The organism is Tepidiphilus sp. HLB4, assembly GCF_054823945.1.
Window position 1 is genome coordinate 1 of sequence record NZ_JSYB01000003.1, and the last position, 17,678, is coordinate 17,678.

The window sequence follows — 17,678 nt, forward strand, 5'->3', positions numbered from 1 at the left end:
CGGTGGGCGTGGCCACGCCGAGAAAGATGGTGCCGAGCACGAGGAAGATAAGCGCGAGCGGCGGAATGAGCACGAAAGTGACCCGCTCGGCCATGCGCGAGAGCAGCCCCAAACGGAAGGCGCGGTTGATGAGCGCGATCACGAAGGCGATGAGCGCGGCGAAGGTGGTCGCCACCACCACCGTCTCGTCGACCGGCTGTTCCTTGGGCTCGCCGCCGACGAGCCAGGCGAGCATTTCATTGTAGTGCTGGCCGGCGACGATGCCCACCGTGATCGCGATCGCCGCCAGCACAGCCACCGAACGCGTGCCGCTCGAACCGTCGTTCTCGCGGATGGTCCGCGCCTCCGGCGGCAGGGCCGGCAGGTCTTTCGGACGCAGGATCGTCAGACCGATCACGTAGAGCACGTAGAGCCCCACCAGGGCAAACGCGGGGATGAACGCCCCTTTGTAGAGATCGCCCACGCTCTTGCCCAGCTGGTCGGCGAGCACGATCAGCACGAGCGAAGGGGGAATGATCTGTGCCAGGGTGCCCGAAGCGGCGATCACACCGCTGGCGAGCTTGCGATCGTACCCGTAGCGCAGCATGATGGGCAGCGAGATGAGCCCCATGGAAATCACGGAAGCCGCCACCACGCCGGTGGTGGCGGCAAGCAGCGCCCCGACGAAGATCACGGCGAAGGCAAGCCCCCCGCGCACCGAGCCGAAAAGCTGGCCGATGGTGTCGAGCAGATCCTCGGCCATGCCCGAGCGCTCGAGCACCAGGCCCATCAAGGTGAAGAAAGGCACGGCGAGCAGCGTCTCGTTTTGAATGATGCCGAAGATGCGCAGCGGCAACGCCTGGAAGAACACCGGCGAAAGCAGACCGAGCTCGATGCCGATCAAGCCGAAGAACAAGCCGCACGCCCCAAGGGCGAACGCCACCGGAAAGCCGTAGAGCAGAAAGAAGACCAGCCCCAGGAACATCAGGGGCGCGAGATTCTGTGCAAGCCAGGCCATCATCGTGCTCCCTCGGCGCCGCCGGCCGGCGGCGTTTCATCGCTTTCCTTGACGAAAGGCGAAGGCAAGGCGCCCCGGAGAAAGGCGACGCGCTTGATCGCCTCGGAAATTCCCTGAAGCAACAAAAGCGTGAAACCGACGGGAATCGTGAGGTAGACCGGCCAGCGAATGAGCCCGCCGGAATTCGAGGACATCTCGCCGGAGACGAAACCCTGCCAGAAGAAAGGGATGGAGAAATAGAGCACGCCCACGCACACCGGCAGCAGCATGAAGAACAGGCCGAAGAGATCCATCCACGCCTGCGTGCGCAGCGAGAAGCGCGAGATCAGGATGTCGATGCGCACGTGCTCGTTGTTGCGCAGCGTGAGCGCCGCCGCCAGCATGAAGGCCGCCGCGTAGAGATACCACTGCGCCTCGAGCCAGGCGTTCGAGCCTACGTTCAGGAGTTTTCTCACGATGGCATTGCCGGCGCTCAACACGGTGGCGGCGAAGATGAACCAGATCGCAATTCGCCCGAAGAACCGGTTGAGCGCGTCGATGCCGCGCGACAGCCTCAGCCAAGCCTGCATCGCACCGCCCCTTCGTAAAAAAGATAAATTATAAGACAACCGATCACCGCCAGCTTGAAAGCCGCTGGCTCACGGTACGAGTTTGCCCGGGTTGAGGATTCCTTTCGGGTCGAGCGCAGCCTTGATCGAGCGCATCAGCGCCACGCCCACCTCGCCCGCCTCGTGCGCGACGAACTCGCGCTTGCCCATGCCCACGCCGTGCTCGCCGCTGCAGGTTCCACCCAGCGACTGGGCGATCGCCACGAGTTCGGCGCTCAGGGCCTCGGCGCGCGCAAGTTCGGCCTCGTCTTCCGGATCGATCAGGATCACCGTGTGGAAATTGCCGTCGCCCACGTGCCCCAGGATGGGGGCGATCAGGCCGGAAGCATCGATCGCCGCTCGCGCCCGCAGCACCGCCTCGGCCAGCTTGGAGATCGGCACGCAGGAATCGGTGGTGATGCCGCGGCAGCCTGGACGCAGGTTGATGCAGGCGAAGTAAGCTTGATGCCGTGCCTCCCACAAGCGGGAGCGATCCTCCGGGCGGCTTGCCCAGGCGAAGTCCTCGGCACCGTGTTCGCGCGCGAGCTCTTGGACGAGCGCCACCTGCTCCTCGAGCGCGCTCGGTGAGCCATGGAACTCGAAGAAGAGCGTGGGCGCCTCGGCAAGGTCGGTCTTGCTGTAACGGTTGATGGCGTGGATCGAGACCTCGTCGAGGAATTCGACGCGCCCGACGGGCACGCCGCTCTGGATGGTGCGGATCACCGTTTCCACCGCCGCCTGCATCGAAGGGAAACGCACCACCGCCGCGGCCATCTCCTCCGGCAGCGGATGCAAGCGCACCGTGACCTCGCTGAAAACCCCCAGCGTCCCCTCCGAACCGACGAAGAGCCGCGTCAGATCATAGCCGGCGGAGGATTTCTTCGCCCGCGTGCCCGTGCGCAGGATTCGCCCGTCGGCGAGCACCACCTCGAGCGCCAGCACATTCTCGCGCATGGTGCCGTAGCGCACCGCGTTGGTGCCCGAGGCGCGCGTGGCCGTCATCCCGCCGATCGAGGCGTCCGCCCCTGGGTCGATGGGAAAGAAGAGTCCCGTACCGCGCAAGGCGTTGTTCAACTGCTTGCGCGTCACCCCTGGCTGCACCACCGCGAGCATGTCTGCCGGCTCGATTTCGAGGATGCGATCCATGCGGGTGCAGTCGAGGGCAATCCCCCCGTGGACGGCCAGGACGTGCCCCTCGAGCGAAGAGCCCGCGCCGAAGGGGATGACCGGTACGCGGTGCGCCGAGCAGGCGCGCAGCAGGGCGGCAATCTCTTCCCTGCTCTCGACGAAAGCCACCGCCTGCGGCGGCCGGTCGGGGAAGTGGGATTCGTCGTGCCCGTGGTGCGCACACACGCCGGGCGACTGGGTGAAACGCTCGCCGAGCAGCAGGGTCAACTCCTCGACCAAAGTCGGCGGCAGCTCGGCCGCCAAAGGCAAATCGCGGGGTGAGACGTCCATCGTTTCGTCCTCGGGAAGGGTCGCTCAGAGCGAGCGCACTGGGCGCTCACAGCGGCAAACCGGCCATGTATTGGTCGTAGCTCAGCTCCGAGAGGCGGAACCAGGCGTATTCGTCGCGCAGGAACTTCTGGTATTGCGCGTTCAAGCGGCGGAAATCCTCGCTCTTCGCCTCGAACTCGGCAAAGACCTCGCGGCTCGCCTTGAAGGCCGCGTCCATTACCTCCTTGGGCATGCGCTGGATCTTGGCCCCCTCGGCGATGAGGCGGCGCAGCGCCTCGGGATTGCGTGCATCGTACTTGGCGAGCATGCGGGTGTGCGCGTCGGTGGCGGCGATGCGGATCGCTTCCTGATAGGCTTTGGGCAAGGATTCGTACGCCTTGGCATTGACGAGCAAGGTCACCTGGGCGCTGCCCTCCCACCATGCCGGATAATAGCCGTAGGGAGCGACGCGATGAAAACCCAGCTTCTGGTCGTCGTAGGGCGAGCTCCATTCCACTGCGTCGATCGTCCCTTTCTCCAGCGCCTGATAGACCTCGCCGCCGGGAATGGCCTGGGACACCGCCCCGAGCTTGCCGAGCACGTGGCCGGCCATGTTGCCCATGCGCATCTTCAGGCCCTTCAAATCATCGACCGAGCGGATCTCCTTGCGATACCACCCGCCCCACTGCGCTCCGGTATTGCCTAGGGGGAAATTGACGATGCCGTAACGGGCATAGATCTCGCGCAGGAGCTGCAATCCCCCACCATCGTACATCCAGGCATTCATCATCCGGGCGTTCATGCCGAAAGGCAGGATCGCGTCGAAGGCGAAGGCCTCATTCTTGCCGATGAAATAAAAGGTGATGGCGTGCGCCATCTCCACCGTGCCGTTTTGCACCGCATCGAACACACTCAGCGCCGGAACGATCTCCCCTCCGGCCGAAATGTCGATCTGAAAGGCACCGTCGGTCAGGTCGGCGACGTTGCGCGCAAAATCCTCGCTCACGCCGAAGAGCGTGTCGAGCGAACGCGGATAGCTCGAGGCCAGGCGCCAGCGCACGTTGCGCTGGGCCATTACCACGGCCGGAGCCATCCCGGAAAAAAGGATTCCGGCCAAGCCGGTTCCCTGGATGAAACGACGTCGTTGCATCCCTCCTCCACTTTTTATCAAACGATACAATATTTCGATTAGGGTACAATGAAACGGCGCCGACGACAATCGACCGCCAATAACCACACCAAGAGAGGAGACGAGACATGACCTGGCAGCAAGTCTATGACCCATTCGGAAACATGATCGTGTCCACCCTCATCGCCGCCATCCCCGTGGCGGTTCTGCTGATCGGGCTGGGCATCGTCCGGTTGCGCGCCCATATCGCGGCGGGATTGGGGTTGATCGCGGCGCTCGCCATCGCCATCGTCGCGTTTGGCATGCCCACGCCGATGGCGACCAAGGCCGCCTTCCTCGGCGCGCTCACTGGGCTCTTCCCCATCGGCTGGATCGTACTCAACGTGATCTTCCTGCACCAGCTCACGACGCAGAATGGCAGCTTCCGCGTGCTGCAGGAATCGATCGCCGGCATCACGGAGGACCGACGGCTTCAGCTCCTGCTCATCGCCTTCGCCTTCGGGGCGTTCTTCGAAGGCGCGGCGGGTTTCGGCACGCCCGTGGCGGTCACGGCGGCGCTCCTGATCGGCCTTGGCTTTTCGCCGCTCGCCGCCTCGGGCCTGAGCCTGATTGCCAACACGGCGCCGGTCGCCTACGGCGCGCTCGGCACCCCCATCATCACGCTCGCCAAGGTCCACGGCTACGATGTGTACGAGATCAGTGCCATGGTCGGTCGGCAGCTGCCGTTTTTCTCCGTGCTCGTGCCCTTCTGGCTCATCTGGGCCTTCGCCGGCTGGCGCGGCATGAAGGAAGTGTGGCCGGCGATCCTGGTGACGGGGGTGAGTTTCGCGATTCCCCAATTCCTCGTGTCGAATTTCATCGGCCCGGAGCTGGTCGACGTGATCGCCGCCCTCTGCTCCATGGCCGCGCTGGTGGCTTTCTTGAAAGTGTGGCAACCGCGCCGCCTCTGGACTTCGGCCTCCATCGTCGGCCACGAAGACGACGGTGGTACGCCGCCACCCGCCACGCCGATCGCCCGCCCACCGCGCGCCGAGGTGATCAAGGCCTGGACGCCTTGGGTCATCCTCACCGTCTCGGTCTTCGTCTGGGGTCTTCCGGCAGTCAAAAATTGGCTCAATTCCCTGTGGGCACCCAAGTTCGTCATCGAAGGCCTGCATAAAATGGTGGAAAAGGTGCCGCCAGTGGTTCCCCAGCCCACGCCGGAGTCGGCCGAGTTCGTCTTCAGCGTGCTGTCGATGACCGGCACCGCCATTTTCGTCGCCGCGATCATCGGCGGATTGGTGATGGGCTATCGCCTGCCCGCCCTCTTCAAATCCTATGGCCGGACGCTGTGGCTCGTGCGCTACTCGCTGCTCACCATCGTGCTGATGCTCGCGCTCGGCACGCTGACGCGCTACTCGGGACTGGATACCACGCTGGGGCTGGCCTTCGCCACCACGGGCATGTTCTATCCTTTCTTCGGCACTCTGATGGGCTGGCTCGGCGTGGCGCTCACCGGCTCGGACACCGCCTCCAACGTGCTCTTCGGCGGCATGCAGAAGGTGGCGGCCGAACAGCTGGGTCTGTCGCCGAACTTGATGGGTGCGGCGAACAGCTCCGGCGGCGTGATGGGCAAGATGATCGACGCCCAGTCCATCGTCGTCGCCTCCACTGCCACGCGCTGGTTCCACCACGAAGGCGACATCCTGCGCTATGTCTTCTTCCATTCGATCGCCCTCGCCTGCCTGATGGGGATCTTCGTGACGCTGCAGGCCTACGTGCCGCCTTTCACGTCCATGGTGATCAGGTAAGCCCGCAGTGCGCCTTCCCCAGCCGCACGAGGCCATTTTCCACGCCGCCATCGCTGCCGTCGCCCCCGGCGCGGCGCTGCGGCGGGCCGTGCGGCGCGACGCCGACCGCCTGCTGCTCAATGACGGCACATCCTACGCGCTCGAACGCTTCGAGCGCCTCCTCGTCGTCGGAGCGGGGAAAGGAGCGGCGGCCATGGCCCAGGCGGCGGAGGACTTGCTCGGCGATCGGCTCACCGCCGGCCTCGTCGTCGTCAAGTACGGCCATGCCGCTCCTCTGCGCACGATCGAGCTCGCCGAAGCGGCGCACCCCGTCCCCGACGCGGCCGGCCTCGCCGCGACCGCCCGCATCCTGCAATTGCTGGAGGAGGCCGACGAACGTACTTTGGTGCTGTGCCTGCTCACCGGTGGTGCTTCGGCCCTGCTCGAGCACCCTCTGCCCGGCCTGACGCTGGCAGACATCCAAGAAACCACCGCCTTGCTGCTCGCCGCCGGCGCCGACGTCCGCGAACTCAACACGGTGCGCAAACACCTCTCGGCCGTCAAGGGTGGACGGCTCGCCGTGGCCGCCCATCCGGCCACCCTCCTCACGCTCGTGCTCTCGGACGTGATCGGCGATCCGCTGGAAGTCATCGCCTCTGGCCCGACGGTCGCGGATCCTTCCACCCATGCCGAAGCCTGGTCCATCCTCGAGCGCCATGGCCTGCAAGCACGCGTTCCGTCGCGCGTGGCGGCACACCTGCGCCGCGGCCTGAGAGGAGAAATTCCCGAGTCACCCAAACCGGGCGATCCCCGGCTCGCCCGCAGCCACACGGCGGTAATCGGGAACCTGCACGAGGCGCTGATCGCGGCGCAAGCGACAGCGCAGCGCCTGGGCTATCGCAGCACCCTTCTCACCGAGACGCTGCAAGGCGATGCCGTCGCCGCTGCCCACCATCTGGCGCACATTGCACTGAACGAGGAACGATCGACGAAGGAACGGCGCTGCCTGCTCGCAGGCGGCGAGACCACGGTGCAGGTGCTCGGTAACGGCAAGGGCGGACGCAACCAGCACCTGGCGCTCGCCTTCGCGCGGGAGGTCTCGGGCCATCCCCGCATCTCGCTCCTTGCCGCCGGCACCGACGGCACCGATGGTCCCACCGACGCTGCCGGCGCCTATGTCGATGGCGACACCATCGCCCGCGCCCGCGCGCTGGGGCTCGACCCCGACGATTTTCTCGCGCGCTGCGATTCCTATACGTTTTTCGCCACGTTCGATGCCCTCACCGGGGACTGCAGCCACTTCCGTCCCGGGCCGACCGGGACGAACGTGATGGACATCGACATCATCCTGATCGAAGCAGGAAAATGACGATCTGTATTGAAGGTATTGAAAAACAAAGAAAAATGGCGGAGGCGGTGAGATTCGAACTCACGAGGGGCGCAAACCCCTGGCGGTTTTCAAGACCGCTGCCTTCAACCGCTCGGCCACGCCTCCGTGCACCAGCGCCTTGCGCGCCGGCGCAGGCGATTCTACCGCAAGTTCAGGCGAATGCCGTCGCTCCGCTGCCGCCCAACTCTGCCCGCAGCGCGGCGGCAAGCGTCGCCGAGGGAAGGATCACGGCGTGCGGCGACGAACCGCGACGGCGCGGCGGGGCCCAGATGGCATCGGGAAAGTGCGCGTCGTCGCGATAGCGCGGAATCACGTGCCAGTGCAGGTGCGGCACCATGTTGCCCAGACTGGCGAGGTTCACCTTGTCCGGGCTCATGAGACGGCGCAGCACGCGCTCCGCGCCAAGCAGCACCTGCCACAGGTGCGCGCAGTCGGTCGCGCCCAGGTCCGTCATCTCGGCGACGTGCGCTTCCCAGATCACGCGCAGGTAGCCAGGGTAGTCGGCGTGGCGAGCGTCGATGATGCGGCAGCGCGCGTCGCGCCACAGGACGTCTTCCGCTTTCCCAAGGCATAGAGGGCAGCTATCGAAACGATCGGCAGAAGGCGGCATAGCACATTCCCCAAACGTGAATTGGATCACTATAATCCGCTCTTTATTGCGCTGCAAGCGACCGCCATGAATTCGCCCGCCATGGATCCCCGACCCGAGCCTGCGTTCCAGCTTCAATGGCGCGAGGCGCTCTCGGTGCACAACGACGCCATCGACCGCGACCACCGCTGGCTGATCGAGCTCGTCGACCGCATCCAGTCGCTGATCCTCAGGCGCGCCTCGCTCGCCCAGCTCACCGTCGCGCTCGACGAACTCGCCCGCTACACCGAGGAGCACTTCACGCGCGAAGAGGCAATCCAACGGGCAGCAGGCTACCCTCACCTCGGCGAGCATCACCGCGCGCACGAAACGCTCAAACGGCAGCTGCAAGACCTCACCGGTCGCATCCTCGCCCAGCCGGTCGATCGCACCACGCTCGATGCCCTAGACGACGACACCCGACGCGACCTGCTCTCGCTGCTGCGCTCCTGGCTCATCGACCACATCATCAAGGAAGACCTTCAGCTGCGCCCCTGGCTGGAGCGATTCCCCCGTGACTGGAACCCGGCCGACGCCCCTTCCCGCCCTCCGGAAAAAACGCACCAAACAGCCACTCCCGGCTAGAATCCTTCGCATCCAATCGAGCGGAGGGAAAGATGACGGCAAGCGACTGGATCCTGCTCGCACTGGGCGGGTTTGGCGCCGGCGCGATGAACGCGATCGCTGGCGGCGGCACCTTCCTCTCCTTTCCGGCGCTGCTCGCCATTGGCCTGCCACCGGTCACTGCCAACGCGAGCAACTCGGTGGCCCTGTGGCCGGCGAGCCTGGCGAGCGCCTGGGCCTATCGCCGCGAGCTCGCCCGCTACCGCCAGCACCTGCCGCGCCTGACGCTCGCCGCCTTCGTCGGCGGCGCGCTGGGCGGTGGCTTGCTGCTGGTGACGAGCAACGCCCTCTTCGCCCGCCTCGTTCCCTGGTTGCTGCTCACGGCCACGCTCCTCTTCGCGCTTGCGCCGCGCATCAACCGCTGGCTGGAAGCGCGTCGCCGCGCCGGGCCGCGCCAGGCGCTGGGCTGGGGCGGCACGCTCTTCCAGCTGCTGGTGTCGATCTATGGCGGTTTTTTCGGCGCCGGCATGGGCATCGTGATGATCGCCGCCATCGCCATGCAGGGCATCGAGGACCTCAACGAGATCAACGCGCTGAAGAACTGGCTCTCGGCGGTGATCTACAGCGTGGCCGCCCTCACCTTCACCCTGGGCGGCGCGGTGAGCTGGCCGCACACGCTCGTGGTCTTGCTCGCCGCCGCCGTGGGGGGATATCTGGCCGGATACGTGGCGCGCCGCCTGCCGGCCATTTGGCTGCGCCGCTTCATCCTCTTGGTGGGAACGGCACTCACGCTTTATTATTTCCTTTTTTGATCGAGAAGAGAGGGAAACCCCATGACCATCGCCTTGCCCCAAGGCGTGCAACTGCACGCGCCGCTGCACCCGCGTTTCGACGAAATCCTCACCCCTGGCGCGCTCGAGTTCGTCGCCAAACTGCACCGCCGCTTCGAACCCCGCCGCCAGGAGCTGCTGCGCGCACGGCAAGAACGCCAGGCGCGCATCGACGCCGGCGAAAAACCCGACTTCCTGCCCGAGACGCGCGCCGTGCGCGAGGGCGACTGGAAGATCGCGCCGCTACCCAAGGCGCTCGAATGCCGTCGCGCCGAAATCACCGGCCCGGCGGCGGACCGCAAGATGGTCATCAATGCCTTCAACTCGGGGGCGGACAGCTACATGACCGACTTCGAGGATTCCAACAGCCCCAACTGGTTCAACCAGGTGCAGGGGCAGATCAACGTCTACGACGCCATTCGCCGCAAAATCGACTTCGTGGCCGAAAACGGCAAGGAATACAAGCTCGCCGACCAGATCGCCGTGCTGCAGATCCGTCCGCGCGGCTGGCATCTCGACGAAAAACACGTCACCGTTGACGGACAGCGCCTCTCCGGCTCGCTCTTCGACTTTGGCCTCGCCTTCTACCACAACGCCAAAGAGCAGCTCGCGCGCGGCCAAGGCCCCTTCTACTACCTGCCCAAGCTCGAGAGCCATCTCGAAGCGCGCCTGTGGAACGACGTCTTCTGCTTCGCCCAGGACGAACTGGGGCTGCCACGCGGCACCATCAAGGCCACGGTGCTCATCGAGACGATCCTCGCCACCTTCGAGATGGAAGAGATCCTCTACGAGCTGCGCGACCACTCCGCCGGGCTCAACGCCGGGCGCTGGGATTACATCTTCTCCTGCATCAAGAAGTTCCGTAAGGACAAGGACTTCTGCCTGGCCGACCGCGCCCGCATCACCATGGAAGTCCCCTTCATGCGCGCCTATGCGCTCGCGCTCGTCAAAGCCTGCCACAAGCGCGGCGCGCCGGCCATCGGCGGCATGAGCGCGCTCATCCCGATCAAGAACGACCCGGAAGCGAACGAACGGGCGCTCGCCGGCGTGCGCCACGACAAGCGACGCGACGCCAACGACGGTTTCGACGGCGGCTGGGTGGCCCACCCGGGCCTGGTCGAGGTGGCCATGGAGGAATTCAAGGCCGTGCTGGGCGATCGGCCCAACCAGTGGGACAAGCAGCGCGACGAGACCTTCACCGCGCGCGACTTCCTCAACTTCCAGCCGGAAAAGCCTATCACCGAAGGGGGGCTACGCAACAACATCAACGTAGCCATCCATTATCTGGGCTCCTGGCTGGGCGGCAACGGCGCAGTGGCGATCCACAACCTGATGGAAGACGCCGCCACCGCCGAGATCGCCCGCGCCCAGGTCTGGCAGTGGATCTACAGCCCCAAAGGCGTGCTGGACGACGGGCGCAAGGTGACGGCGGAGCTGGTGCGTACCCTCATCCCCGAAGAGCTCGCCAAAGTCAAGGCAGAAGTCTCTGCGCAAGGGGAAGACACCGCCAACTACGACAAGGCGGCGAAGATCTTCGAGAAGATGGCACTCAGCGAGGAATTCACCGAATTCCTCACACTGCCCCTCTACGAAGAGCTGCCCTGAGCCTGGCCACGGTGCGTTTCTTCCCGCGGAAGCATCGCACCGACCTGGACCCGCCCCGCTGCCGTGCGGGGCGGCATGCGCTGCTCGCACCAAAGGATGATGCGGCATGACGATGCGTCCCGCGTTGCCCTTGCGCCTGATGCTTGCCCTGCGCCGCTGGTGGCGGGACGACGTGCTGGAACTGGCCAAGGAATGGCGCTGGAGCTTCCTGCCGCCGCTCATGATCTACATGGCGGCGGGCATCTCGGGACTCACCGGCATCGCCGGTACCTTCTTCGTCAAGGAATACCTCGACCTCTCGGCGGCCTTTCTCGCCGCGCTCGGTTTCTGGGCCGGCATCCCCTGGGCGCTGAAAATGCCCTTGGGGCATCTGGTCGATCTCTTCTGGCGCCGCAAGGCGCTCTTCGTCTGGCTGGGCGCCGCCCTGATCGCCGCGAGCCTTCTCATCATGATCGGGCTCACCACCGACCGGGAGGCAATGGCGGCGTTGTGGCCCGTTTCCTACTGGTACGTGCTCTCGACGCTACTCGCACCGCTCGGCTACGTCTTGCAGGACGTGGTGGCCGACGCGATGACGGTGGAGGCGGTGCCCACGCGCGACGAGCGCGGCGAGCCACTGCCCGAGGCGCAGATCAAGCTCATGCACACCACGCTGCAGACGCTGGGGCGCATCGCGATCCTTGGCGGCGGAGTGCTGGTGTCGCTCGCCAATGTGCTCGTTTTCTCGGGTACCGAGCAGCTCACGGCGGCGCAGAAAGCCCCGCTCTATGCGCGGGTGTATGCGCTGGCGCTCGTCATCCCTCTCGTGTCGGTCTCCGGCGTGCTCATGGCGGCCTGGATGCGCCGGCAGGCGCGGCGCCGCCACCTGCGGCGCGGCCTCGACCCGGCCCTGTGGAACGAAGCCAGCGTGGAAGCTCCGGCGCCCAACTGGCCACTGCTGTGGGGGAGCCTCTTTTTCGTCGCCTTCACCGTGACGATGGGGCTGCTGGATTTTCCCGGCAACCAAGAGGTGATCTTCGTCGGTTCGATGGCGGTGATCCTCTTTTTGATGCGCCGCCTCATGAACGAACTCACGCCCTTGGCGCGGCGTACCCTCGCCGGCACGGCGCTGGTGATCTTCGTCTTCCGCGCCACGCCCACCGCCGGTCCGGGGCTCACCTGGTGGATGATCGACGTGCTCGGCTTCGACCAATCCTTCCTTGCCAGGCTTTCCCTGATCGGCTCGGTGCTCACCTTGGCGGGGCTCTTCATCTTCCGCCGCTTCATGGCCGAGCGCTCCATTCTCGACATCGTGGTGATCCTGTCGGTGATCGGATCGCTGCTCTCGCTGCCCTACCTGGGGATGTATCACGGCCTGCACGAATGGACCAGCCGGATGACCCACGGCGTGATCGACGCGCGCTTCATTGCCCTGGTCAATACCGCCGTCGAATCGCCGCTGGGACAAGTGTCGATGGTGCCCATGCTCGCCTGGATCGCGCACTCGGCGCCGCCACACCTCAAGGCCACGTTTTTCGCCGTGATGGCTTCCTTCACCAATCTGGCGTTGTCGGCCGCCGAGCTGGGCACGAAGTACCTCAACACGATCTTCGTGGTCACGCGCGAGGTGCGCGCCCCCGACGGCACGGTGCTCGTGCCGGCCGACTATTCCCAGCTCGGTATGCTGCTCACTGCCGTGATCGCCATTGGGCTCATCGCGCCCTTGGCTACCGTGTGGTACGTGCGCAGCAGCACGAGGCTACAGGCCCAATGATGCCGACCCCCTCTTCCCCCGACGATCAGGAAGAGCTCGTCCTCTGGTACTGGCGACGCACGCGCCGGCTCACCTTCGCCTTGCTGCTCTTGTGGTTCGCCTTCAATCTCGGCGCCGCCTGGTACGCCGAAGCGCTCAATACGATCTCCGTGGGTGGCGTACCCTTGGGTTTTCTGCTGCTGTCGACGGCCTCCCCTTTGCTCTTTACGGTCATTGCCACGGTCTATGCCATAGCGATCAATCGTTGGGAGCGCCAGGCGCGCCGGCCCGGAGATTGGACTCCCATTAAAAAACCCGCCTCGCGGCGGGTTTCGTCGTAGCGCAACGGCAAGGGGGCGAATCACATGCGCTCGATCATCGCCTTGCCGAAGCCGGAGCAGCTCACTTCGGTCGCCCCTTCCATCAGGCGGGCAAAGTCGTAAGTGACGATCTTGTCCTGGATGGTGCGCTCCATCGCCTTGATGACCAGATCGGCCGCCTCTTTCCAGTCGAAGAAACGCAGCATCATCTCGGCCGAGAGGATGAGCGAGCCGGGGTTCACCTTGTCGAGCCCGGCGTACTTCGGCGCCGTGCCGTGCGTGGCCTCGAACACGGCGTATTTGTCGCCGACGTTCGCCCCCGGGGCGATGCCGATGCCGCCCACCTGGGCTGCCAGCGCGTCCGAGATGTAGTCGCCGTTGAGGTTGAGCGTGGCGATCACGTCGTACTCGGCCGGGCGCAGCAGGATCTGCTGCAGGAAAGCATCGGCGATCGCGTCCTTGACCACGATCTCGCGCCCCGTCTTCGGATTGGTGAACTTGCACCACGGGCCGCCGTCGATGGGCTGGGCGCCGAACTGCTCCTGTGCTACGCGGTAGCCCACGTCGCGGAAGAGCCCTTCGGTGAACTTCATGATGTTGCCCTTGTGCACCAGCGTCACCGACTTGCGGTCGTTGTCGATGGCGTACTGAATCGCCGCGCGCACCAGGCGCGTGGTGCCCTCGATCGACACGGGCTTGATGCCGATTCCCGAGGTTTCGGGGAAACGGATCTTCTTCACGCCCATTTCCTTTTGCAGGAAGTCGATCACCTTGCGCGCGCCTTCGGACTGCGCCGGCCATTCGATGCCGGCGTAGATGTCTTCCGTGTTCTCACGGAAGATCACCATGTCGACGAGCTCGGGGCGCTTCACCGGCGAGGGCACGCCATTGAAGTAGCGCACGGGGCGTATGCACTGATAGAGGTCCATCTCCTGGCGCAGCGCCACGTTGAGCGAGCGGATGCCGCCGCCCACCGGCGTGGTCATCGGCCCCTTGATGGACACGGCGAATTCCTTGAGCGCCGCGAGCGTCTCTTCGGGCAGCCACTGGTCGGGACCGTAGACGCGGGTGGCTTTCTCGCCGGCGTAGACTTCCATCCAGTGGATCTTGCGCTTGCCGCCGTAGGCCTTGGCCACCGCCGCGTCGATCACCTCGATCATCACCGGCGTGATGTCGACGCCGATGCCGTCGCCTTCGATGTAGGGCACGATGGGATCGTCGGGGATCGGCTGACCCAATACGATTTTCTGGCCGCCCGCAGGTACCTTGATCTTGGAATAGCTCACGGTTCTTCTCCCTGATGTCATCATTTCGGGGTCGTGCACCGGCCGCCGCCCTGCCGCAACCGCCGCCCCGAGCCGTTTGGCGCCTTCGCGCGCCGCCATTTCGTATTATCCAATAAAGTCCCACGATCCGAAAGCGCGCGACGCAACGGCGCCGTTGTATCATTTTCCTCATGAGCACGAGGAGCCACGGAGCGGAAACACGATGTCCCCATCCCTGCCGTCCGAGCGCATCGCCGAGGCGATGGCCCGCGTGATGATCGAAGGGTTCGACCGCCACTACCGCATCTTCCGCGAAACGTCCAGCCGCGCCAAAGAGCTGTTCGAGGCCGGCGACTGGCCCAAGCTGCTCGAGGCGGTGCGCGAGCGGGTGGAATTCTACGACCAGCGCGTCGAGGAGACGGTCGAACGCCTGCGCCGCGAATTCGACGTCGCTCACCTCGACGACGCGACCTGGCAGCAGGTGAAGCTCTACTACATCGGTCATCTGCTCGAACACAAACAACCGGAACTCGCCGAGACCTTCTTCAACTCGGTGACGACCAAGATCCTGCACCGCAGCTACTTCAACAACCAGTACATCTTCGCCCGTCCGGCGATCTCCACCGAGTACATCGAGTCCTTCCCTCCGGTCTATACCAGCTACTATCCCAAGGAAGAGGGGCTGCGGCGCACCATCCGGCGCATCCTCGAAGACTTCGACTGGCAGCGACCGTTCGAGGATCTGGATCGCGACGTGCTCTACATCCTGCGCACCGTCAAGCGCCACCTGGGCGGGCGCTGGCCGGCGCCGGAAGTCAATGCCCAGATCCAGGTACTCTATTCCGCCTTCTATCGCAACAAGACCGCCTACGTGATTGGCAAGGCGATCAACGGCCACCAGGAGTATCCCTTCGCGGTGGCGGTGCGCCACGGCGACTCGGGCATGCTGGTGGTCGATGCCCTCCTGCTCGAAGCCTGGCGCATCTCGGTGCTCTTTTCGCTGTCGCGGGCCTACTTTCTCGTCGACATGGAAGTGCCCTCTGGCTACGTCAATTTCCTGCGCTCTATCCTGCCCAACAAGCCGCGCTCCGAGCTCTATACCATGCTGGGGCTGGGCAAGCAGGGCAAGACCATGTTCTTCCGGGATCTCATCGCCCATTTGCGCCACTCCAACGACCATTTCATCATCGCCCCCGGCATCAAGGGCATGGTGATGCTCGTATTCACCCTGCCTTCCTTTCCTTACGTCTTCAAGATCATCAAGGACGTCTTCGGCAGCAGCAAGAACATCGACCGCGAAACGGTGCGGCAGAAATACCTCATGGTCAAGCGCGTCGACCGGGTCGGGCGCATGGCCGACACCCTGGAATTCTCCCAGGTGGCCCTGCCGCTGGCGCGTTTCTCGCCGGAGCTGCTCGAAGAGCTGCGTGCGGTGGCCGCTTCTTCCTTCGAAATCGAGGGAGACCAGATCGTCATCAAGCACCTCTACATCGAACGGCGCATGACCCCGCTCAACCTCTATCTGGAAAACGCCGACGACGAAACGCTCGAACACGCAGTGCGCGAATACGGCAACGCCATCCGCGAGATGGCCATCGCCAACATCTTCCCCGGCGACATGCTGTGGAAGAACTTCGGGGTGACGCGCTACGGCCGGGTGGTGTTCTATGACTACGACGAGATCGAGTACATGACCGACGTCAATTTCCGCGCCATCCCGCCAGCGCCCTACCCCGAGATGGAGTTCTCGGGCGAAGCCTGGTACAGCGCCGGGCCGCTCGACGTCTTTCCCGAAGAGTTCGCCACTTTCCTGCTGGGCGATCCGCGCATCCGCAAAGCCTTCCTCAAATACCATCGCGACCTGCTCACGCCCCAATTCTGGCAGGAGGTGCAGCGTCGCATCCGCGCCGGCATGGTCGAGGACTTCTTCCCTTACGGTGAAGAATTGCGCTTCTGCCGTCTCTACCCGCCGAAACGGCGAAAGCCTTCGTTACCCCAAACCGGCGGCGAGATGCCATAATGGAAAACGATGAAACGATCCCCATGGAACGGACTGCCATGAAGAAGACGAGATTTCCCCTCCTCATTCTCGGCGCCACGGCACTGCTCGCCGCCTGCGCCGAAAACCCCTACCGCGGCGAGAATGCGAAGACTGCCACCGGTGCCACCATCGGTGCGGTGGCGGGCGGCGTGCTCGGCCGGGTCGTGGCCAGCGACAACGCCAAAACCGGAGGAACGCTGATCGGCGCCGCGGTGGGCGCCACCGTGGGCGGACTCATCGGCCGCCAGATGGACCAGCAGGAAGCCGAACTGCGCCGCCAGATGGCGAGCAGCGGCGTGGAGGTCCACCGCCAGGGCGACACCATCCGCCTGCAGGCGCCCGAGGCCATCACCTTCCAAACGGGCAGCGCCACCCTGCAGCCGCAGTTCATGAGCGTACTCGACCAGCTCGCCCAGAGCCTGCAGCAGTATCCCAACACCATCGTGCGCATCGAGGGGCACACCGACTCCACCGGTTCGGCGGCCTTCAACCAGACGCTGTCGGAGAACCGCGCTCAGGCGGTGGCGAGCTACCTCATCCAGCGCGGCGTGCCGGCCAACCGCATCCAGACCGTGGGCTTCGGCGCCACCCGTCCCATCGCCGACAACCGCACTCCCGAGGGCCGGGCGAAGAACCGCCGGGTGGAGATTTTGCTCGTGCCCATCGTGGATCAGCAGGGCCAAGGCTGACCGGCCGAAGATTCAGCCCAGTGGCCGTCTGAGCGCACTGCGCCGCTGTTGCCAATCCGGCAGGTAGCGCGCCACCATGGCCCAGAACGCCGGGCCGTGGTGTGCATGGAACAGATGGGCGAGCTCATGGACGACCACGTATTCGATGAGATCGGGCGAGCGCTCGGCCAGATAGAGGTTGAACGTCAAACGTCCCGTGGCCCGGGTACAACTGCCCCAGATGGATTTGCAGGGACGGATGCGCCAACGAACGGAAGGTGCGTGCATTCGCTCCTGCCAGTGGGGTAGCATTTCCGCGAGGCATCGCGCGAGGCGCTCTCCCTGCCAGGCGCGCAGGAGCCTCCACCCTTCGTCCAGGCTCCGGACACCGCGCACGAGAAATCCTTCCCCTTCGCCGAAAAGGACCACTGCCTCCCCTGTGTCCGGAGATATTTTCAAGGGATAGGGAACCCCGAAGAGCCAGACCCGATCCGGAGGTTCACGGCGCAAGCGCGATCGCTGTTTTTGCACCCAGGCCGATTTTCCTCGTATCCAGGCCGATACCGCGTCCCCATCGGCATGCAGGGGAATGGACACGCGCAGACGCCCGTCGGGTGGCATGACACGAAGATGCCAGTGGCGGATGGGCTTACGCCGCACTTCCACGACTTCCCCGTCGACCTCCAAGAATCCGGTTTCGGCTTTCATGGCCAGCG

At 64.9% G+C, this 17,678-nt stretch carries 16 protein-coding genes and 1 tRNA gene; 9 read left to right on the top strand and 8 right to left on the bottom strand.

Going from position 1 to position 17,678, the window contains the following annotated elements; all coding sequences use genetic code 11:
* From OA56_RS00360 to OA56_RS00375, 4 genes are all read right to left on the bottom strand, one after another.
* Positions 1–1,000, bottom strand: a 1,000-nt coding sequence (locus OA56_RS00360; RefSeq protein WP_461583109.1) for a TRAP transporter large permease subunit, incomplete at its 3' end; no start/stop codon positions are given.
* A complete protein-coding gene (locus tag OA56_RS00365; RefSeq protein ID WP_055424087.1) occupies positions 997–1,566 on the bottom strand; it encodes a TRAP transporter small permease subunit in 570 nt (189 codons plus the stop codon). The genes OA56_RS00365 and OA56_RS00360, both read right to left, overlap by 4 nt.
* Before the next feature lie 69 nt (positions 1,567–1,635).
* On the bottom strand, positions 1,636–3,042 hold the full coding sequence (locus OA56_RS00370; protein ID WP_055424086.1) for an FAD-binding oxidoreductase: 1,407 nt from the start codon (positions 3,040–3,042) through the stop codon (positions 1,636–1,638).
* A gap of 46 nt (positions 3,043–3,088) precedes the next feature.
* Positions 3,089–4,171: a TRAP transporter substrate-binding protein gene (locus OA56_RS00375; RefSeq protein ID WP_055424085.1), complete on the bottom strand. Its 1,083-nt coding sequence runs from the start codon at positions 4,169–4,171 to the stop codon at positions 3,089–3,091.
* Between the two features lie 107 nt (positions 4,172–4,278).
* On the opposite strand from OA56_RS00375, the gene OA56_RS00380 reads away from it, so the two are divergent.
* A complete protein-coding gene (locus tag OA56_RS00380; RefSeq protein ID WP_141056620.1) occupies positions 4,279–5,940 on the top strand; it encodes an L-lactate permease in 1,662 nt (553 codons plus the stop codon).
* Positions 5,941–5,947: 7 nt separating this feature from the next.
* Entirely contained in the window at positions 5,948–7,288 is a 1,341-nt protein-coding gene (locus OA56_RS00385) for a glycerate kinase type-2 family protein (RefSeq protein WP_461583110.1), read from the top strand.
* Positions 7,289–7,324: 36 nt separating this feature from the next.
* On the opposite strand, the gene OA56_RS00390 is transcribed toward OA56_RS00385, so the two are convergent.
* Both OA56_RS00390 and OA56_RS00395 read right to left on the bottom strand, forming a co-directional pair.
* Positions 7,325–7,414: transfer RNA gene (locus OA56_RS00390), tRNA-Ser, on the bottom strand.
* 46 nt (positions 7,415–7,460) lie between these two features.
* A complete protein-coding gene (locus OA56_RS00395; protein WP_461583111.1) occupies positions 7,461–7,919 on the bottom strand; it encodes an HIT family protein in 459 nt (152 codons plus the stop codon).
* Positions 7,920–8,000: 81 nt separating this feature from the next.
* Here OA56_RS00395 and OA56_RS00400 point away from each other — a divergent pair, with 81 nt between their 5' ends.
* The 5 genes from OA56_RS00400 to OA56_RS00420 all read left to right on the top strand — a co-directional run bounded on the left by OA56_RS00400 (position 8,001) and on the right by OA56_RS00420 (position 13,009).
* Entirely contained in the window at positions 8,001–8,522 is a 522-nt protein-coding gene (locus tag OA56_RS00400) for a bacteriohemerythrin (RefSeq protein ID WP_055424081.1), read from the top strand.
* A 32-nt stretch (positions 8,523–8,554) separates the two neighbouring features.
* Positions 8,555–9,313, top strand: a complete 759-nt coding sequence (locus OA56_RS00405; protein WP_461583112.1) for a sulfite exporter TauE/SafE family protein — start codon at positions 8,555–8,557, stop codon at positions 9,311–9,313.
* A 21-nt stretch (positions 9,314–9,334) separates the two neighbouring features.
* On the top strand, positions 9,335–10,936 hold the full coding sequence (gene aceB / locus OA56_RS00410) for a malate synthase A (RefSeq protein ID WP_141056616.1): 1,602 nt from the start codon (positions 9,335–9,337) through the stop codon (positions 10,934–10,936).
* Between the two features lie 136 nt (positions 10,937–11,072).
* Positions 11,073–12,689 (top strand): MFS transporter, encoded by a 1,617-nt coding sequence (locus tag OA56_RS00415; protein ID WP_055424103.1) that lies wholly within the window; start codon positions 11,073–11,075, stop codon positions 12,687–12,689.
* Entirely contained in the window at positions 12,686–13,009 is a 324-nt protein-coding gene (locus OA56_RS00420) for a DUF4212 domain-containing protein (protein ID WP_461583113.1), read from the top strand. Before OA56_RS00415 ends, OA56_RS00420 begins: the two co-directional genes overlap by 4 nt.
* 20 nt (positions 13,010–13,029) lie before the next feature.
* Here the strand turns inward: OA56_RS00420 and icd are convergent, their stop codons facing one another.
* Positions 13,030–14,274, bottom strand: a complete 1,245-nt coding sequence (gene icd, locus OA56_RS00425; protein ID WP_461583114.1) for an NADP-dependent isocitrate dehydrogenase — start codon at positions 14,272–14,274, stop codon at positions 13,030–13,032.
* A gap of 202 nt (positions 14,275–14,476) precedes the next feature.
* On the opposite strand from icd, the gene aceK reads away from it, so the two are divergent.
* Together aceK and OA56_RS00435 are read left to right on the top strand one after the other, a co-directional pair.
* Positions 14,477–16,273, top strand: a complete 1,797-nt coding sequence (aceK, locus tag OA56_RS00430) for a bifunctional isocitrate dehydrogenase kinase/phosphatase (RefSeq protein ID WP_055424076.1) — start codon at positions 14,477–14,479, stop codon at positions 16,271–16,273.
* Positions 16,274–16,311: 38 nt separating this feature from the next.
* Positions 16,312–16,983 carry an OmpA family protein gene (locus OA56_RS00435; protein ID WP_028873784.1) on the top strand — a complete coding sequence of 224 codons (672 nt, stop codon included), beginning with the start codon at positions 16,312–16,314 and terminating at the stop codon, positions 16,981–16,983.
* A 12-nt stretch (positions 16,984–16,995) separates the two neighbouring features.
* Here the strand turns inward: OA56_RS00435 and OA56_RS00440 are convergent, their stop codons facing one another.
* Positions 16,996–17,670 carry a M48 family metallopeptidase gene (locus tag OA56_RS00440; RefSeq protein ID WP_170210826.1) on the bottom strand — a complete coding sequence of 225 codons (675 nt, stop codon included), beginning with the start codon at positions 17,668–17,670 and terminating at the stop codon, positions 16,996–16,998.
* Positions 17,671–17,678 lie beyond the last annotated feature (8 nt).